General features: G+C 63.3%; 16 protein-coding genes. 14 read left to right on the top strand and 2 right to left on the bottom strand.

Translation table 11 applies throughout. The features are described 5' to 3' along the window. The first annotated feature begins 40 nt into the window (after positions 1-40). The 11 genes from L5G32_RS00645 to L5G32_RS00595 all read left to right on the top strand — a co-directional run bounded on the left by L5G32_RS00645 (position 41) and on the right by L5G32_RS00595 (position 12593). A complete protein-coding gene (locus L5G32_RS00645) occupies positions 41-796 on the top strand; it encodes an SDR family NAD(P)-dependent oxidoreductase (RefSeq protein ID WP_237009081.1) in 756 nt (251 codons plus the stop codon). A gap of 39 nt (positions 797-835) precedes the next feature. Further along, complete coding sequence (locus tag L5G32_RS00640) at positions 836-1825, top strand: TIGR03619 family F420-dependent LLM class oxidoreductase (protein WP_237009080.1); 990 nt, start codon at positions 836-838, stop codon at positions 1823-1825. Positions 1826-2016: 191 nt separating this feature from the next. Next, a complete protein-coding gene (locus tag L5G32_RS00635) occupies positions 2017-3069 on the top strand; it encodes an alcohol dehydrogenase catalytic domain-containing protein (RefSeq protein ID WP_237009079.1) in 1053 nt (350 codons plus the stop codon). Positions 3070-3397: 328 nt separating this feature from the next. Continuing rightward, a complete protein-coding gene (locus tag L5G32_RS00630; RefSeq protein WP_237009078.1) occupies positions 3398-4807 on the top strand; it encodes an MFS transporter in 1410 nt (469 codons plus the stop codon). 293 nt (positions 4808-5100) lie between these two features. Beyond that, the gene (locus tag L5G32_RS00625; RefSeq protein ID WP_237009077.1) at positions 5101-5991 is read left to right on the top strand and encodes a cyclase family protein; all 891 of its coding nucleotides are present in this window, start codon (positions 5101-5103) and stop codon (positions 5989-5991) included. Next, positions 5907-6497, top strand: coding sequence for a VOC family protein (locus L5G32_RS00620; RefSeq protein WP_308191999.1), 591 nt, complete (start codon positions 5907-5909; stop codon positions 6495-6497). The genes L5G32_RS00625 and L5G32_RS00620 overlap by 85 nt, the downstream gene beginning before the upstream one ends. A 68-nt stretch (positions 6498-6565) precedes the next feature. Then, on the top strand, positions 6566-8407 hold the full coding sequence (locus L5G32_RS00615) for a flavin-containing monooxygenase (protein ID WP_237009075.1): 1842 nt from the start codon (positions 6566-6568) through the stop codon (positions 8405-8407). Positions 8408-8464: 57 nt separating this feature from the next. Then, entirely contained in the window at positions 8465-9274 is an 810-nt protein-coding gene (locus L5G32_RS00610; protein ID WP_237009074.1) for a hypothetical protein, read from the top strand. 137 nt (positions 9275-9411) lie between these two features. Next, on the top strand, positions 9412-10350 hold the full coding sequence (locus L5G32_RS00605; protein WP_237009073.1) for an NAD-dependent epimerase/dehydratase family protein: 939 nt from the start codon (positions 9412-9414) through the stop codon (positions 10348-10350). Then, positions 10350-11219 (top strand): alpha/beta hydrolase, encoded by an 870-nt coding sequence (locus L5G32_RS00600; RefSeq protein ID WP_237009072.1) that lies wholly within the window; start codon positions 10350-10352, stop codon positions 11217-11219. The genes L5G32_RS00605 and L5G32_RS00600 overlap by 1 nt, the downstream gene beginning before the upstream one ends. Positions 11220-11228: 9 nt before the next feature. Next, a complete protein-coding gene (locus L5G32_RS00595) occupies positions 11229-12593 on the top strand; it encodes an MFS transporter (RefSeq protein WP_237009071.1) in 1365 nt (454 codons plus the stop codon). Positions 12594-12655: 62 nt separating this feature from the next. On the opposite strand, the gene L5G32_RS00590 is transcribed toward L5G32_RS00595, so the two are convergent. Both L5G32_RS00590 and L5G32_RS00585 read right to left on the bottom strand, forming a co-directional pair. After that, entirely contained in the window at positions 12656-13144 is a 489-nt protein-coding gene (locus tag L5G32_RS00590; protein WP_237009070.1) for an SRPBCC domain-containing protein, read from the bottom strand. A gap of 89 nt (positions 13145-13233) precedes the next feature. Then, entirely contained in the window at positions 13234-14340 is a 1107-nt protein-coding gene (locus L5G32_RS00585) for an alkene reductase (RefSeq protein ID WP_265738543.1), read from the bottom strand. Positions 14341-15327: 987 nt separating this feature from the next. On the opposite strand from L5G32_RS00585, the gene rpsJ reads away from it, so the two are divergent. Genes rpsJ through rplD form a run of 3 tightly spaced genes read left to right on the top strand, consistent with a single transcriptional unit; the run spans position 15328 to position 16959 of the window. Beyond that, positions 15328-15633 carry a 30S ribosomal protein S10 gene (gene rpsJ, locus L5G32_RS00580; protein ID WP_003938093.1) on the top strand — a complete coding sequence of 102 codons (306 nt, stop codon included), beginning with the start codon at positions 15328-15330 and terminating at the stop codon, positions 15631-15633. Between the two features lie 16 nt (positions 15634-15649). Next, positions 15650-16306 (top strand): 50S ribosomal protein L3, encoded by a 657-nt coding sequence (rplC, locus tag L5G32_RS00575; protein ID WP_237009069.1) that lies wholly within the window; start codon positions 15650-15652, stop codon positions 16304-16306. Continuing rightward, positions 16303-16959 carry a 50S ribosomal protein L4 gene (rplD, locus tag L5G32_RS00570; RefSeq protein ID WP_237009068.1) on the top strand — a complete coding sequence of 219 codons (657 nt, stop codon included), beginning with the start codon at positions 16303-16305 and terminating at the stop codon, positions 16957-16959. Before rplC ends, rplD begins: the two co-directional genes overlap by 4 nt. The last annotated feature ends 2 nt before the right edge of the window (positions 16960-16961 follow it).

The raw sequence follows: 16961 nt of genomic DNA, 5'->3' as shown, positions 1-16961 counted from the left end.
TCGTGCGATCGTCGCACGCGCTGAAGGAGGCTTGTCATACATGGGCAATCGAATGCAGGACAAGATAGTCATCGTCACCGGCGCAGCGTCGGGACTTGGCAAGGCAACGATGGAATTGATGCTCGTGGAGGGTGCCGCCGTCGTCGCTGCGGACGTCAACGCGGACCCGGGCGCCTCCGTCGCCGCTGCGGCCGGCGCAGAGTTCGTCCAGACTGACGTTGCGGACTCGGCCGCAGTAGACAGCCTGGTCAGTGGGGTTGTCGAGCGCTACGGCCGGCTTGACGTGATGGTCAACAATGCGGGGGTGTTCGGCGGCAGTCCACTGATCGACGCACCGAACGAAGAAGTCGACCGCATGGTCGGTGTGAACATTCTCGGAGCCTTCTACGGCACCAGGGCAGCGGGACGAGTGATGGCTGCCCAGGGGGCAGGCGCCATCGTGAACACCGCCTCGAACGGCGGGTCCCTGCCGACCGAGGGCATGGCGTTCTACAGCGGCTCCAAGGCAGCTGTGATCGGGATGTCCAAGGCATGTGCGATCGAACTCGCCTCGAAGGGCGTTCGTGTCAACACGCTGTCGCCCGGCACCATGCTGTCGGGGATGGCCCCGTCGGACCCCGAGTTCATCAAGGTGCTGGACGGCATCCAGCCGATCGGTTACGCGGCGGATCCGGCGCAGATGGCGACGGGAATCCTGTATCTCGCCTCCGATGAGGCCGATTACGTCACCGGTCACGACCTGGTGGTCGACGGCGGCGCAACGGCCGGACGGCAGGCCATCAAGGGCACGAAGTAAAGACGACTGGTCCGACGCCGCGAAGATAGGAAGTGCAGCATGAAATTCACCCTGGAGTATCCGAGTGACGTGCCCGATGCGCATCCGAGCATGCTCACCGGGTCGGCGCTCGCGCAGATCAGCCGCCGCGCCGAGATGCGCGGGTTTGAGGCAGTCTGCCTCGCAGATCACCCCGCTCCGTCGGCGAAGTGGTTCCGCAACGGTGGCCACGACACCTTCGAGCCGGTCGTAGCACTGGCGTTCGCCGCCGCCGCGACGACGTCATTGAAGCTCATGACGAACCTTCTCGTCCTCCCGGTCCGAAATCCGTATCTGGCCGCGAAGGAACTCACCACTCTCGACACTCTGTCGGGCGGCAGACTCATCGCCGGGGTCGGCGCCGGTTACCTCCGCTCAGAGTTCGCCGCTCTCGGCGTCGAGTTCGTCCGGCGTCCGGAACTGTTCGACGAGGCGCTCGGTGCCTTGTCGAGCATCTGGCGTGACCCGTCGACTCCCGTAGTCGGCACTGATTTCGCGGCGATCGGCGAGATGCGCTTGCAGAGTCCGGTGCAGACCCCGCATCCTCCGCTGTGGATCGGGGGCAACAGTAGAGCTGCCCGCCGCCGCGTGGCCACGTTCGGCAGCGGGTGGTGCCCGGTCATCGCTGACGCCGGTGTCTCCGCCTCGATCAGAACCCAGGCGATCGACGGCGTGGCGGCATTCGCCGCGACAGTCGATGCGCTCGCGGCCGAGTTGACGAAGGTCGACCGAAGCTTGTCTGAGATCGATATCCAGGTCGAGGCGCCTCCTGTCGACGTCGCCGACGATGAGTCGATCGCGCGTTGGCACGTCGAGGTCGATCATCTGCGGGCCGCGGGCGCCACCTGGCTGTGTGTGCACGCAGACGCGAGGTCGGTCGCTGCCGCCGAAGACTTTGTCGACGGATACGAGGCCCTCATCGCCCGGCATCGGTCCCGATGTCTCCTGGCCACGCCAGCGTCGCGAGGATCGGATGCGATGAATCCACAAAAATCATTGACGCCACTGTAGCCACTGGCTACAGTGTGTGGAGTCACTATATGGAGTGAATATGGTCTAGATCACTCAAGTGGCGATCGGAACTTCGCGTGGCGGCCGCCCGTGATGCCTGCGAATTGCTGCCGAAGTGATTGGTGCGCATCAGTTTTCACTGATCTGCGACCGGTACGAATTAATGACCCCCCGATTGAGAGAAGTGAAGAATGCGCGCTTTCCGGATCATGGCACCCCTCGCCGCGGCCACATGGGCGGAGGTTGCCGAGCCGACGCCGGGCCCCGGGGAGGTAGTCGTCCGGGTGTCCGCAGTCGGTCTGTGTCGTTCCGACCTCGACATGCAGGAGATGCCTGCGGCCGCAGTCGAGCCGGCGGGTTGGACGTTCCCGTTCACTCTCGGCCACGAGATCGCCGGCGAAGTCTCGGCATTGGGGGAGGGAGTCGAGCACCCCAGCGTGGGCGAGCCGGTCGTGGTCTTGCCCGCGAGCAGTTGTGGAAAGTGCTGGTACTGCCTGCATGGCGCTGAGAATAACTGCAGCAACGCGGGTGCCGGTCGCGGTTACGGTGATGACGGTGGCCTCGCCGACTTCGTGCTCGTGAAGAATCCGCGAGACATCGTGCCGCTCGACGGGCTCGATCCGATCCGCGCGGCTCCGCTCAGCGATGCGGGCTCCACCGCGTACCACGGCGTCGATCGCATCCGGGGGTCGTTGACGCCGGAGTCGACAGTCGTGGTGTTCGGTGCGGGCGGGCTGGGATCGTTCGCGCTTCAGTTCCTCCGAGCCGTGAGTCCCGCCTTCGTGGTCTCGATCGATATGTCGCCCGACAAGCTGGCAGTGGCGCGCGAACTCGGCGCGCACGAGACGTTCGAGGGAGTCAATGACTCGACGCTGGACCAGATACGCGAGCTGACGGACGGCCGCGGGGCCGACGCGCTCCTGGACTTCGTTGGGATCGATCAGACGATTGCCACCGGGATCGCGGCCGTGCGGCCCGGCGGCAAATACGGGCTCGTCGGCGCAGGCGGCGGTCGCCTCGCAGCGCCCGGTGAATGGTTCCACATGCTGCCCCGCGATGGCGAGGTCTTCACCTATCAGGGTTCCACCGTGCGCAATCTGGAAGCGGTGATGGCCTTGGCTAGGCGTGGAATGATTCAGAGTCCTGTCGAGGTCTTCTCGCCCGACGATATCGAGACAGCCTACGGAAAGCTCCGGGACGGCTCACTGCACGGCCGAGCGGTCATCGACTTCTCTCGTCCCTGAACTCGACCGGCGTTCACCACGGTGAACGAGACAACCGCCCCCGTTCGCCGATCCCACATACAGCTCTCGATCAGCGGCCACGGTCATTCGAATCCTCGAACGATCGGCCGCGTCGAGTCGTACCGAAAAGACGCGGCGACCGCGCACCTTCCTCGTGGGTTCCCAGAACCGCGCGACTCCTTCAGGCCCTTCACGGACAAACAAAGGAACATCGATGGCACAGACTGGCTCAGTTCACGTTTCGGGTCCTCCAGCCCCTGAAAAGGGTTGGTCGCCTCGAATACTCCTGTCGCTGGTATCGCTGGTTGTGCTGCTCGAAGCACTCACCATGAATTCCAGCATGATCTCCACCGGGCTGCCGGCCATTATGGCGTACTTCCATACCGATCAAGGCGGTTGGATTCAGGCCTCATTCCTGCTGGTCGCTGCGGTGATCAGTCCTACCTTGGGGAAGATTGCCGACATGGTCGGCAAACGTCGCGTCCTGCTCTTCTGTGTTTTCATCGCCGCAGCCGGCTCGCTGGTATCGGCAGTGGCACCGAACTTCGCGCTGCTCCTCACCGGCCGAGCAATGTCGAGCCTGCTCGTCTCCTGCCTGTTCCTGAGCTATTCGCTCGTTCGCGACGTCTATCCACCGAAGATCGTCGCTATGTCAGTCGCCCTTATCACCAGTGGAATGGGAATCGTCCTCATCGCGACACCGTTCCTGACTGGCTGGCTCCTCGATGCTTTCGGCTGGCGGTCGCTCTTCTGGTTCTTCACGATCATCCTGGTGATAACGGGCATCTCCATCAAACTGTCCACGGATGAATCGACCTACCGTCTGCGTTCCAAGATCGATCTCGTCGGCGGCGCACTATTGGGCGGTGGCATCGGCGCGATTCTGATAGCGGTCAGTTTCGGAGTGAGTTGGGGATGGGCGTCGGGGAAGACGTTGGGATTGTTTCTCGTCGGCGCAGTTCTCCTCGGCCTCTGGATCTACTCGGCGACAGTCATCCTTGAGCCGCTGATCGATCTCCGGCTGCTGACTCGTCGGTCGATCGGCTTGACCGCGATCGCCGCCGGCATGGGGTACGGCTCTACAACGATCAGCGCCACGATCCTTCCGATGATGTGCATGACGTCGGCATCCCTGGGGCTCGGGTACGGGTTCAGCATCGACGCCGAGGGATTCGCGCTCATTCAGTCTCCACTCGGTGTCGCGCAGGTCCTCGGTGGCATTCTCGTCGGTGTCATGATGGGCCGCGGCCTCCCGCCCCGCATCCTGTGCGCGGCAGGTACCGCTCTGTTGGCTGTCGGAGCCGTCGTCGTCGTCACGGGGATGGACACCAAGTGGGTCGTGATGGTGGCGGCGGTGATCACCGGCGCTGGAACCGGTCTGACCTACAGTTCGATCCCCAACCTCCAGTTCCAATCGGTGCCGCCGGAGCTTCAGGCGTCAACGGCGAGCATCGTGGCAACGTGCCAATCCACGATCAGCGCGATTCTGCCCGTCGCCGTGTTCACCGTGCTGAACTCGAATGTCGCTGACGTCGTAGACGGAGTCCCGCTGTATACGTCCACGGGAATGGCCCTTGCGTGGATCTCCTGCGCCGTCGTCGCGATCATCGCGCTTGTCGCCACGATCCTGGTGCCCCGCAACATCGTTCAAGTGGCAGTTCCGACCAACCGGGTGGGCGAGGTCGATCGAATCGACCTGCGGACGCCCGCGGAGCCTGTGGTCGTCACGTCTATCTGACGATGTCGGGCTGCCAGGAGCCGCGCGCTGTACGGCCGCCGGGGTGGCTCGTGATGGCTCCCGACGCCATTGACGGGCTCTCGCCGCGCTCGCCGTCAGATGTACGCGTGAGCGTAGTGAGGATCGCCCGATGACCAGTGATTATGTACAAAACACCGCGAACATGTTGACGACTCGGTAGCCACTGGCTACAGTGATTCCTATCACGACAGATGGTCGTAGTGACTGCGCCTACTTCCCTCGGGCATGATTGCCAGGGCAAATTGACACGATTGACGGACGAAGGAGCCGATGTGAGTACACGTAGGTCAAACTGGGGGCGCTGGGGCGCGGCGGACGAGAAGGGCGCGCTCAACCTATTGACACCCGAGAGTGTGCTCGCGGCTCTGCGTATCCCGCGGACCGGCAAGCGATACAGCCTGGGCATCCCGATCCAGCGATCGGGTGTGCCGAACATGGAGTACCGCGGCACGCCGCAGCGGTTGACGATGATCAACCACGACGACGAGGCCATGGCGCAGGCGAACGGCGGCGCCCCCGGCGTCGGCGCGCACGAGGATCAGCTGATCATGCCGTCGCACACCTCCACTCACATGGATGCGCTGTGCCACGTGTACTCCGAGAGCAAAATCTACAACGGCTATCCGCACGATGGCGTACGTCCGTACTCGGGCGCAGACAAGTGCGGTATCGAGAACGTCGACCCGATCGTCGGTCGTGGCGTGCTGATCGACGTCGCGGCGTCCAAGGGTGTCGACGCGCTCGCCGCCGGCTATGTGGTCACCCGTGGCGATCTGAAGCAGGCGCTCGACAAACAGGGAGTCGCGCTGGCTGCGGGCGACCTTGTGCTGATCCGAACCGGCTGGCTCGAAGAGTTCATGCGAACGCAGGGGGAGCTCCTGCCGCAGCCAGGCATCGGTGTCGAGGCGGCCACGTACTTGGCCGAATGCGATGTCGCGCTCGTCGGATCAGACAACTCGGCCGTCGAGGCGATCCCGTTCGATCGGGATATCTACCTCGGCGGGCACATCGTGCTGCTGGTCGACAACGGAATCCACCTCGTCGAGAACCTGGATCTCAAGGAGCTCGCGGCAGACGGATGCCACGAATTCCTGCTCACGATCGGTGCGCTCAACATCTCTGGCGGTACGGCCAGCCCCGTCACCCCGGTGGCGGTCGGCTGAACGCCGGCCACCCACTCAACTTGGACCGAGAGGAAATCATCACAATGACTCAGAATGCCGCTGCCAGCACGTACCGCACTTCCCATGTCGGACTCTGTGTGAGCGACCTAAAGAAGAGTCTCCGGTTCTACCGAGACGGTCTCGGGTTCGAGCAGCTCGCTCACTATGAGCTCGACGAGCAGATTCCCGAGGTCGACGCGCCGTGCAGCCTTACCTCGACCATGATCGAGAAGGATGGCATGCGCCTCGAGTTGCTGGCTTACAGCAAGCCGGGAGTGATCGGGGAGCCGCACCATCGCCGCAACCACCTCGGCCTCACCCACCTGTCGTTCTTCGCGGACGACATCGATGCGACCGCCGAGGCGATGGTCGGCTACGGCGGAACTCTCGTCCCGGACAGTCGTTGTGGGCTCGACGATCCGGCAGGCGCGCAGTTCACGTTCGTCGCCGATCCTGACGGCAACCGCATCGAGTTCATGCACATTCCCGCAGGGACCGCCTGGTGACCTCGGTCTAGTTCGACCGAGGTCTCGGCACCGACGACCATCCACAACGACCCTCTTAGGACCTACCCATGAATGACCGAAATGTCGGTATTTCAGACCCTCATTCCTTCACTCCCGGCCGAAAAGTCGATCAGCTGGAAACGTTCCGTCAGAAGTATGCGGCCGAGCGCGACAAGCGCCTGACGAAGGAAGGCTCCGATCAGTTCCAAGCGATCGGATTCACCGGAAAATTCTCGGAGTTCGATACTGATCCGTACGTCGACGGTCCGCGACAGGCCAGCCCGATGTCGCTCGATCTCGACGTGCTCGTGGTCGGCGCGGGGTTCATGGGTATGACCGCCGGCATCGAGCTCGAGAAGATCGGCGTCTCGAACTACAAGATCCTGGACGTCGCAGCCGACTTCGGCGGCACCTGGTACTGGAACCGGTACCCAGGTGTCCGCTGCGACGTCGAGTCGTACATCTACCTTCCGTACCTCGAGGAAACTGGGTACGTCCCGACTGAGCGCTACATCCGCGGCAGTGAGATCTTCGCCTACTGTCAGTCGCTTGCTCGCCAGAACAAATTGTACGACCACGCCGTCTTCCAGACGAGGGTCACCGATATGGAGTGGAATGAGGACGCTGCTCGGTGGACCGTACGGACGGACAACGGCGATGAATTCCGTGCGCGATTCGTCGCCACACAGAGTGGTCTGTTCACGCGCCCGCATCTTCCCGGTATTCCTGGAATCGAGTCGTTCGCGGGACACAGCTTCCACACGAGCCGATGGGACTTCGATTACACCGGTGGCGACGACAGCGGCAACCTTAATGGGCTGCGAGGTAAGAAGGTCGCGATCATCGGCACCGGTGCGACCGGCCTGCAGGTGATTCCGCAGGTCGCCGAGTACGCCGACGAGCTCGTCGTCTACCAACGCACGCCGACGCAGGTGATGCCGCGCCAGAACGCGGCGACCGACGTCGAATGGTTCGCCTCACTCAAGCCGGGCTGGCATAGCACGCGGCGCGTCGCGTTCGACAAATGCGTGCAAGACCACGCGGTCGTCAGCGACGTCGACGACGGTTGGGTCAGGTTCGCCAAGTACCAGATGGAGGCGGTGTTCGCGGCGGGCGGTGAGAGCCCGACCGTCGAACAGTACGTGGACGCGCTGGAGCGCTCGGATTACGAGTGGAACGAGATGCTTCGTGCCCGTGTGGATGCCGTCGTCACCGACGAGTCGAAGGCCGCGAAGCTCAAGACGTACTACCGCACGATGTGCAAGCGTCCCGGATTCAGCGACGAGTACCTCCCGGCATTCAACAAGGAGTCAGTCGACGTCGTCGACACGGCGACCACACCGATCGAACGGATCACCGAGACCGGGATCGTGACGGACGGCCAGGAGCGCGAGTTCGATCTGATCATCTTCGCGACCGGCTTCCAGGGCGGCCGCACGTGGTCCGACAAGGCCGGTTACGACGTCGTCGGTCGCAACGGCAACCGACTGTCGAAAAAGTTCGCGAACGGCCTCAGGACGCTGCATGGATTCCTGTCGAGAGACTTTCCCAACCTGTTCCTGCTCGGCTTCACCCAGACCGCGACCGTCAGCAACATCGCCCATCTGATCGACGAGCAGGCCGTCCACATGGTGTACGTGATCGATCAGTGCCGCTCGTCGGGGGCGCGGACCATCGAGCCGACGGCCGAGGCCGAGGAGGCCTGGGGCAAGGTCATGAGCGATCAGACCGCCACCCGTACCGACTGGCTGACGACGTGTACCCCGGGCCTCTACAACAACGAGGGCAAGATCACTGACAACCGGAACCCGCTGGTCTCCGGCGTCTACGTTCCCGGATTCGAGTACTTCGAGCTGCTCGAGAAGTGGCGCGCCGACGGCGAACTCGACGGTCTCGTCACCGAGCACTAGGCCTCTTTCGCCTTTCATCAACAATTCCATGCGTTCCGAATCCAAGGAGATAAGAAAATGACTGAAGCAGTGATGACAGAAGCACCGGTCAAGATCGGCCAGATGCTCTTCACGTTGGTGGACCCCTCGCGTGGTTACGAAGTCGCGTACAACCGCTGGTACGAGCGGGATCACATTTACGCGGGCTGCATGATCGGGCCGGGCTGGTTCGCCGGTCGCCGCTGGGTCGCGCCGCGCAATCTCAAAGATTTGCGGTTCCCGCACACTAGCCCGGTCGCCGAGCCGGTCAACGCGGGCTCGTACCTTGCGACGTACTGGGTCCATGAGCCCGAGATGGAGGAGGCCGAATTGTGGGGCCGAACGCAGGTCGGTGAGCTGTACAGTGCCGGCCGCGGATTCCCCGAACGCGAGCACGTGCACACTGCTCAGTACCTGCCCGACTCGCGAGTCTCCGCGCACGGCGACGGCGTGCCGCTCGAACTCGCACTCGACCACAACTACCGCGGTCTGGTTGCGATCATGATCGAACCGACTGACGCCGCTGCGCGCGACGAGTCGATCGCCGTGCTCGACGCCGGGCCGGTTCGCGAACTGCTGGCCAAGGGTGCGGTCGATCAGGTGAGCAGCTGGCGGATGAAGCCGTGGCCCGCCAACCACAACGTGCCGATGAAGATGGGCAACGACGGCGGGACGATGGACCGAATCATGCAGATGTGCTTTCTGGAGGGCGATCCGACCGAGAATTGGCAACAGATCGTCGACTACGCCGCTGACGTGGAGAGCTCCGGCGCGGGACGCGTGACCTTCGCGGCGCCGTTCATCCCGACCGAGGTCGGAACCGACAAGTACACCGATCAACTCTGGTGATCGTGACGGATGCGCGGGGCCTCGAGTTCCGCGCATCCTCGTACGCATCCGAGGGCGTGTGCGGCAGATTCCAGTCAAGCGAATCCCAGTCACGACGAGCACGATGCTCGTCCCTACATCTGTGAGGTCAGTCAATAATGCTGAGCGGTGAGAAGATCCTGGTTACCGGGGCCACAGGCCAGATCGCCTTTCCGGTCGCGCGTCAACTGAGTGCGGACAACGAAGTCTGGGGGCTTGCACGATTCAGCAAGCAGAATGACTGGCAGCATCTCGCCGACGCCGGCGTGACCCCGGTCAAAGGCGACGTGGGGCGCGGTGACTTCACCGACCTGCCGACTGACTTCACCTACGTCGTGCATCTCGCGGCGAACCAGGCGTCCGGTTGGGACTACGACGCAGCGCTGCGCGACAACGCTGAGGGCACGGGGCTGCTGCTCCAGCACTGCCGGAATGCGCGTGGCGCGCTGGTGATGTCCACGCACTCCGTGTACCGCCCGCAGGACGATCCGATGTACATATTCGCCGAGGAGTCGCCGTTGGGGGAGTGCAATAGCACCCACTGCCCGACGTATTCGATATCGAAGATCGGACAGGAGGCGACTGCCCGTTTGGCGGCTCGCGCGTTCAGAGTGCCGGTGACGATCGCCCGGATGAACGCCTCGTTCGGCCCCAACGGCGGTCTGCCCGCACTGCACGTCGATGCGATCGCCGCCGGCCTCCCGGTCACCACCCGCTGGGACCCGTGCATGTACAGCCCGATCTACGAAGACGACATCAATATCCAGGTCAGCAGTCTGCTGCAGGCTGCGACGGTGCCCGCGACCGTCGTCAACTGGGCGGGCGACGAGGCGGTCAGTGCCCAGGAATGGTCCGCGTACGCCGGCGAGTTGATGGGGATCGAGGCGACAATCGACGTCGCGCCGATCGATGGGACCCATCGGGGATCGATCGCAGACGTTTCGCGACGTTTCGACATCACCGGCCCGTGCACGGTCGACTGGCGTGACGGCATTCGGCGGACGGTCGCCGCTCGACACCCTGACGCAATGATCTCCGGCCGGGAGTCGGACAGCTGATGGCGACGTCGACCTCGGCGGCGCGCCTGCCTGCCGAACGCGCGGGGGTGCCGGCCGACCCCGATCTGATCGAACGCCGAGCTAAGTTCGCGGCCGCACCTGTTGATCCGTCACTGAAGGTTTCGGTCGGCGATGCGTCGTACGGCTCAGTGCCCTGCCGCGTACTCCGCGCCGGCGACGCAGGCACGGTCCTGTATCTGCACGGTGGCGGCTTCCGGATGGGGAGCCCGGAGGCGTACTTGAGATACTGCTCGGTGATCGCCGACGCCACGGGCACGACCGTCGTGATCCCTCGATATCGTCTAGCGCCTGAGAATCCGTTCCCGGCGGGCCTGCACGATGCCGTCGATGTGTATGAGGATCTCGTGTCGTCAATGGACGGCCCGATGGTGATCGCCGGCGACTCGGCGGGCGCAGGACTGTCTGCAACAGTCACCGCGACCGCGATCAGGGCGGGGCTTCGAACGCCGGACGGGCTCGCACTGCTCTCTCCGTGGCTCGATCTCCGGTGTATCTCACCGTTCTATCGATCGTCGCCGGACGTGTACTTCCCGTATACGGCGGCGGTGGCCGCCCGCGAGGCCTACCTGCAGGGTGCTTCCGCGGACGACCCTCTCGTGTCGCCCCTGCTGGCCGATCTTGCGGGATTCCCGCCGACGTTGCTCCAAGTCGGCGCCCATGAGGCGCTCGTTGACGATGCTGTGGGCCTCGCCCACGCGCTCGCGGAGAACGATGTCTCGGCACGGCTGGAGGTTGTCGCCGGCCGCTCGCACACCTGGCCGTTGCTGTTCCCTGACGAATCCGATTCGGTCACGACCGTCGCATGCTTGACCGACTTCATCATCTCTCGTACCGCCGACCGCAGATAGGAGCCCAGTATGGGCACACAGAACGCCCCCTCGCCGGCCATCGTCCGGCGCGCTTCGACGGCCGGTTTTCTCGGTACTGTCGTTGAGGCGTACGACTTCATCGTCTATGTGTTCGTCATCGCGTACACGGCGCCCCTGTTCTTCCCGGGTGACAGTTCCACTGCGGCGACGCTGGCCTCGTTGGCGGCATTGGGAACAGGGTTCGTCGCGAGGCCTCTGGGCGGGCTGTTCTTCGGACGACTCGGCGACCGCCGGGGTCGGCGATTTACTTTGGTGACGACGATCGTCGCAATGGGGATCTCCACGACACTGATCGGCCTATTGCCGACGTACGCGACGATCGGGGTCGCTGCACCGGTCCTGCTGGTAGTCCTGCGTCTGGCACAAGGCTTCGCCGCGGGTGGCGAGCAGATGGGTTCGACGACGTTCATCTCCGAGCACGCGGGGAACTCGAACCACGGCCGCCTCAGCGCGATCACGCCGATCGGCTTCACGGTCGGCACTGCGGTCGCTCCCGCCGTGGTCACTCTCGTATCGTTCATCCTTTCCGATGCCGCCATGGACGGGTGGGGATGGCGGATTCCGTTGCTGCTGTCGCTGCCGCTGACTGCGACGTGTCTGTTGCTGCGCGTGCGGTTGGAAGACTCGCCGGAGTTCCGTCGGATCGCTGACGAGTCACAGCCAGTGCGGGAGCCTTTGCGGGAGTTGTTCAGCCAATACTGGCGTGTGGTGATTCGCCTGGTGGTACTCAGCGCGGCGATCCTGATGATCGGTTACATCCTCGCCGGCTACCTGCCGGTCTATTTGAACCAGGAGGTGGGCGTGTCACCGGGGCGCGCCGCAGCCATCGCGGCTGTCGGTGGCGCGGGCGCCATCCTCGTGCTGATCGTGTCTGCGATGGTCATCGACCGTCTCGGTCGGCGCGGAACTTTAGTGATCCTCGTGGGAATCCTCGGGTGCGTGATCTTCCCGGTGATGTATTCGATGAAAGCCACTGGCGGCGACTTCACTGTCTCTGCTCTCGGATACGCACTGGCCACGGGGCTGGCCGGTGCTGCGGCGATCCCCGCGTATGCCGCCCTGACCGCAGTGTTTCCGGCCCGTGTCCGGTACAGCGGGGCGGCCGTCGCCTTCGGTCTTGGCTCGGCCATCGGGGGCGGCGCGGGTCCGTATCTCGCAGCCAAGATGACTGCGGTCTTCGACAATCCGTACTCGGCTGCCGTGTTGATCGTCATCGCTGCTGTGGTCGCTGTCGTGGCGTTCGGGACGATTCCGACTCGCGGCGTCGCGAACGACGACGGCCGGATCGAAGGAGCCTCCGACGACCGGCGATCGAGGAATTCGGCAATGAGGGAGTCGGCCGCCGTCGACTGACCAGAAGAAACGAGAATGCCCGGCGAATCGGTTTCGCCGGGCATTTCCGTCGTTCGTACTGGTCAGCGCGCTGAGTGCACGGCTTCAGCGCGTTCCTTGAGTGCGATCGCGGTGTCGTCGAACCCGCGCTTCACCCATTCGCCGCTCTCGGCCATGATCGTGTGAGCCTGCGAACCGAGGAAGGCGTCTGTCGAGTAATATCGGCAGGCCGTCTCGGATACTGCCTCGATCACCTGATCGCGACGTGCGGCGTCCTGCGACTCGGCGGTGGGCAGCAGTTCCCATGACAGGAGCTTCTCCGGTACTACCGCGCAGACGTACTCGGTGTAGAAAAAGGTTCCCTCGCCACGGGAGTAGTCGGTCAATGTCATCTCGAAAGGAGCGCCGATCTCCAGCGTCGACTTCACGGCGATGCAGAACGGATTCCACTTCGGGTACTCGTCGAGATCGACGAGCACGTCCCAGACAACGCTTGCGGGTGCTTCGATGTCGACGGTGATCGATCGCACCAGAGTGGCCGGGTCGTACGTCGGGATTGTCAGCTCGTTCATAGATTCCTCCAATTGTTATGAAAAACGTCCGGGGTACTTATAGATGTGTTGTCGCCGAATCGATCCATCAATGTCTGCGGACTGGCCGGTCAGACGGAGACTCGACCGTAATCGGGATAGTCGGTGTAGCCCTCGAGGCCGCCACCGTAGAAGGTGTCCTTATTAGGAACGGCGAGTTCCCAATTGTTTCGGAAACGCTCCGGAAGGTCCGGGTTCGAGATGAACGGCTGACCGAATGCTGCCAGGTCGATCAACCCTTCGGCGACGTAGTCCTCGGCCAGTTGCTGATTGAGTCCGCCGGCAAGAATGACCGAGCCGGAGTAGGCAGCGCGGAACTTCGCAAGGAAATCCTTGCTCACGACGCGATTGCCGCCGGCGAACTGGTCGTTGATGTGCACGTATGCCAGGTTCCGCTTGGCGAGTTCCTGTCCGAGATGGAGGTAGGTCTGCTCCGCCTCGTCGTACGGTTGCATATCGAATGATTGACTGAATGGAGACAGTCTGATTCCCACACGTGCGGAGTCGCCGATTGCGGCGATGACATGATCGACGCTCTCGAGTGCGAACCTGGTTCGATTCTCGATCGATCCGCCGTACTGGTCCTCGCGCACATTGCTGTTGGGGTTGAAAAACTGTTCGAAAATATATCCATTGGCCCCATGTAGTTCGACACCGTCGAACCCGGCGGAGTCTGCGTTTTTGGCGGCGTTCGCGAATTCTGCTGTGACGCTTTCGATCTCGTTGACCGTCAGTGCTCGCGGCGGGGTCACGGGCAAAAATCCGAGGCCCCCGCTGTGGTCGAACGCGTAGGTCATAACGCCGTCCGCAGGAGTCTCGCTTGCGCTCACCGGCCTCTGCTGGCCGGGCTGCAGCGAACTGTGAGAGAGTCGGCCGACATGCCACAACTGGGCAAAGATGCGCCCGGACCGCTCGTGAACTCGGTCTGTGACGCCACGCCAGCCGACGACTTGCTCGTCGGACCATATGCCCGGCACAAAAGCGTACCCCTGGCCCTGGGGTGAGACCGGAGTGCCTTCGGTGACTATCAAGCCTGCGCCCGCGCGTTGTCCGTAATATGTGGCGTTGTGGGACGCGGCAACGCAATCTGCATTTCGCGCCCGAGTCATCGGCGCCATTACGACGCGATTCTTCAACGAGATGGCACCCAGTTCGTGTCTGTCCAATAAATTACTCATTAGATACTCACTCCTACTGTCGAGGATCAAATGCGCCCACTTGAATGGAGGCGGCCAGTTTCCGGAAGGGGGCCAATCGGCGATGGGCAGCGCATGAAATAGATACTGTCTACCCCGGAGGTCCAGGTCACAGACCAGTGTAGCCATTGGCCACTCAAGCGTCAATGGCTTGAGAACGCTCAATGAAAATTGCATTATCTATCAATTTCGTCGTCATATATTCCATCGCGTCCGGATCTTCTGGGGCGTCGGAATCGATCGGATCTCCGACTGTCCAGGGGGCTATGTGGGTCATTGCTCGACTCCGGCCCGTCGATTGCCTGGGGCTCCGGTTGTGGCCGTCGAACGTGTGGCCGCGCCGCGCCGCGTGTGCGGCGGGTGCTAGCTTTCGCGGCTGTGCTCCGCATTGTGCGCGCGCAGTGCTCTCGCCTGCTAGAGGGCGCCGCGCGGGTTGAATCGGCAGTGGTGTCGTAACACGGGGGTGAGTGGACTGATGGATCCATCAAGGCGGACGTCGACGGGCGTGCGGATGTTCGCGGTGTACTCGGGTGTGTGGCGCTGTAGCCGAACCGCGCAGCGGCCGAACCTGTACTGCGGCCGAGCCAGCCGAGAACGAGACCAGGATCACCCGAAGTGCGTTCGGCAATGATTTGAGATCACCGACCAGGTACTGCATACTATTCAGGTTGCCTCCAGCTGGAGGCTCACAATACTTCTAGGGCCGCAACCGTGGGCTTAGGCGTGTAACGCGTGCGATTTGCTGATCGACACGGACACGACACGCCCGACCGCGGGGCACCGGAGGCGAAGTCGGCGAGAGCCGGCAGCTGGACGAGAGTTCAGCACCGTACAACGACAGAAGAACAGCGTCGATCGCCCCTATCTCACAGGGTTGGTCATGTGGCTCAGTTGCCGCCCGTGCATGCACGGGTGTGGTCCACGCGGTGTTCTGCTGTCGAGAGACAATCAGACGGAAGAGGACACAGCGTGGCGGGACAGAAGATCCGCATCAGGCTCAAGGCCTACGACCACGAAGCGATTGACGCTTCGGCGCGCAAGATCGTGGAGACCGTGACCCGCACGGGTGCACGTGTGGTCGGCCCGGTGCCGTTGCCCACCGAAAAGAATGTGTACTGCGTTATCCGTTCGCCGCATAAGTACAAGGACAGCCGCGAACACTTTGAGATGCGCACTCACAAACGACTCATCGACATCCTCGACCCGACGCCCAAGACGGTCGATGCCCTTATGCGCATCGACCTGCCTGCCAGCGTCGACGTCAACATTCAGTGACGGAGGATTGGATTAAATGAGCAAGCAGAATGCAACCAAGGGCATCCTGGGCACCAAGCTCGGCATGACCCAGGTCTTTGACGAGGACAACCGGGTCGTTCCGGTGACCGTTATCGCGACCGGCTCCAATGTCGTCACCCAGCTCCGCACTCAGGAGCGCGACGGCTACACGGCAGTCCAGCTCGCCTACGGTGCCATCGACCCCCGCAAGGTGAACAAGCCGGTCGCCGGCCAGTACGCCAAGGCCGGAGTCACTCCCCGCCGCCATCTCACCGAACTGCGCGTCCAGGACGTCGCAGAGTTCGAGATCGGCCAGGAGCTCGGCGCCGACCTGTTCGAAGACGGTGTCAAGGTCGACGTGACCGGCACCTCTAAGGGCAAGGGCTTCGCCGGCGTCATGAAGCGTCACGGCTTCGCCGGTCTGAGCGCAACCCACGGCACGCACCGCGTCCACCGTTCGCCGGGTTCCATCGGCGGCTGTGCGACTCCGGGCCGCGTGTTCAAGGGCATGCGCATGGCAGGCCGTATGGGCAACGACAGGGTGACCACGCAGAACCTCACGGTTCACAAGGTCGACGCCGACGCCGGTCTCCTGTTGATCAAGGGCGCGATCCCCGGCCGCAAGGGCGGCGTCGTGGTGGTCCGCGAGGCAGTGAAGGGTGGCAAGAAGTGAGCACCGAAACCGCAACCAAGCTGACGCTCGACGTCCGCGCGGCCGACGGCTCCGTCAACGGAACCGTCGACCTGCCGGCTGAGCTGTTCGACAAGACCGCGAACATCGCGCTGATGCACCAGGTCGTCATCGCCCAGCAGGCCGCAGGCCGTCAGGGCACGCACGCGACCAAGACGCGCGGACATGTGGCCGGCGGTGGCGCAAAGCCGTACCGCCAGAAGGGCACCGGTCGCGCCCGTCAGGGTTCGACCCGCGCACCGCAGTTCGTCGGCGGTGGCACCGTCCACGGTCCGCAGCCGCGTGACTACTCGCAGAAGGTCAACAAGAAGATGAAGGTCGCCGCTCTGCGTGGCGCCCTGTCGGATCGTGCTCGTAACGAGCGCATCCACGTCGTGACCGAGATCGTCGCAGGCCAGACGCCGTCGACGAAGGCCGCTCGCAAGTTCCTGGAGCTGCTCAGCGAGCGTCGCAAGTTCCTGGTCGTCCTCTCGCGTGAAGACGCAGCCGGCTGGAAGTCCATCGCGAACCTGCCGAACGTGCTGGGCATCACGACCGACCAGCTCAACACGTACGACATTCTCGACTCCGATGAGGTCGTGTTCAGCGTCGAGACTCTGAACGCCTTCATCGAGCTGAACAAGAAGGAGGCCTAGGA

It is taken from the genome of Gordonia zhenghanii (assembly GCF_021738965.1).
In the GTDB taxonomy this organism is placed as follows: Bacteria; Actinomycetota; Actinomycetes; order Mycobacteriales; family Mycobacteriaceae; genus Gordonia; species Gordonia zhenghanii.
This window is presented reverse-complemented; position numbering and strand designations above follow the sequence as displayed.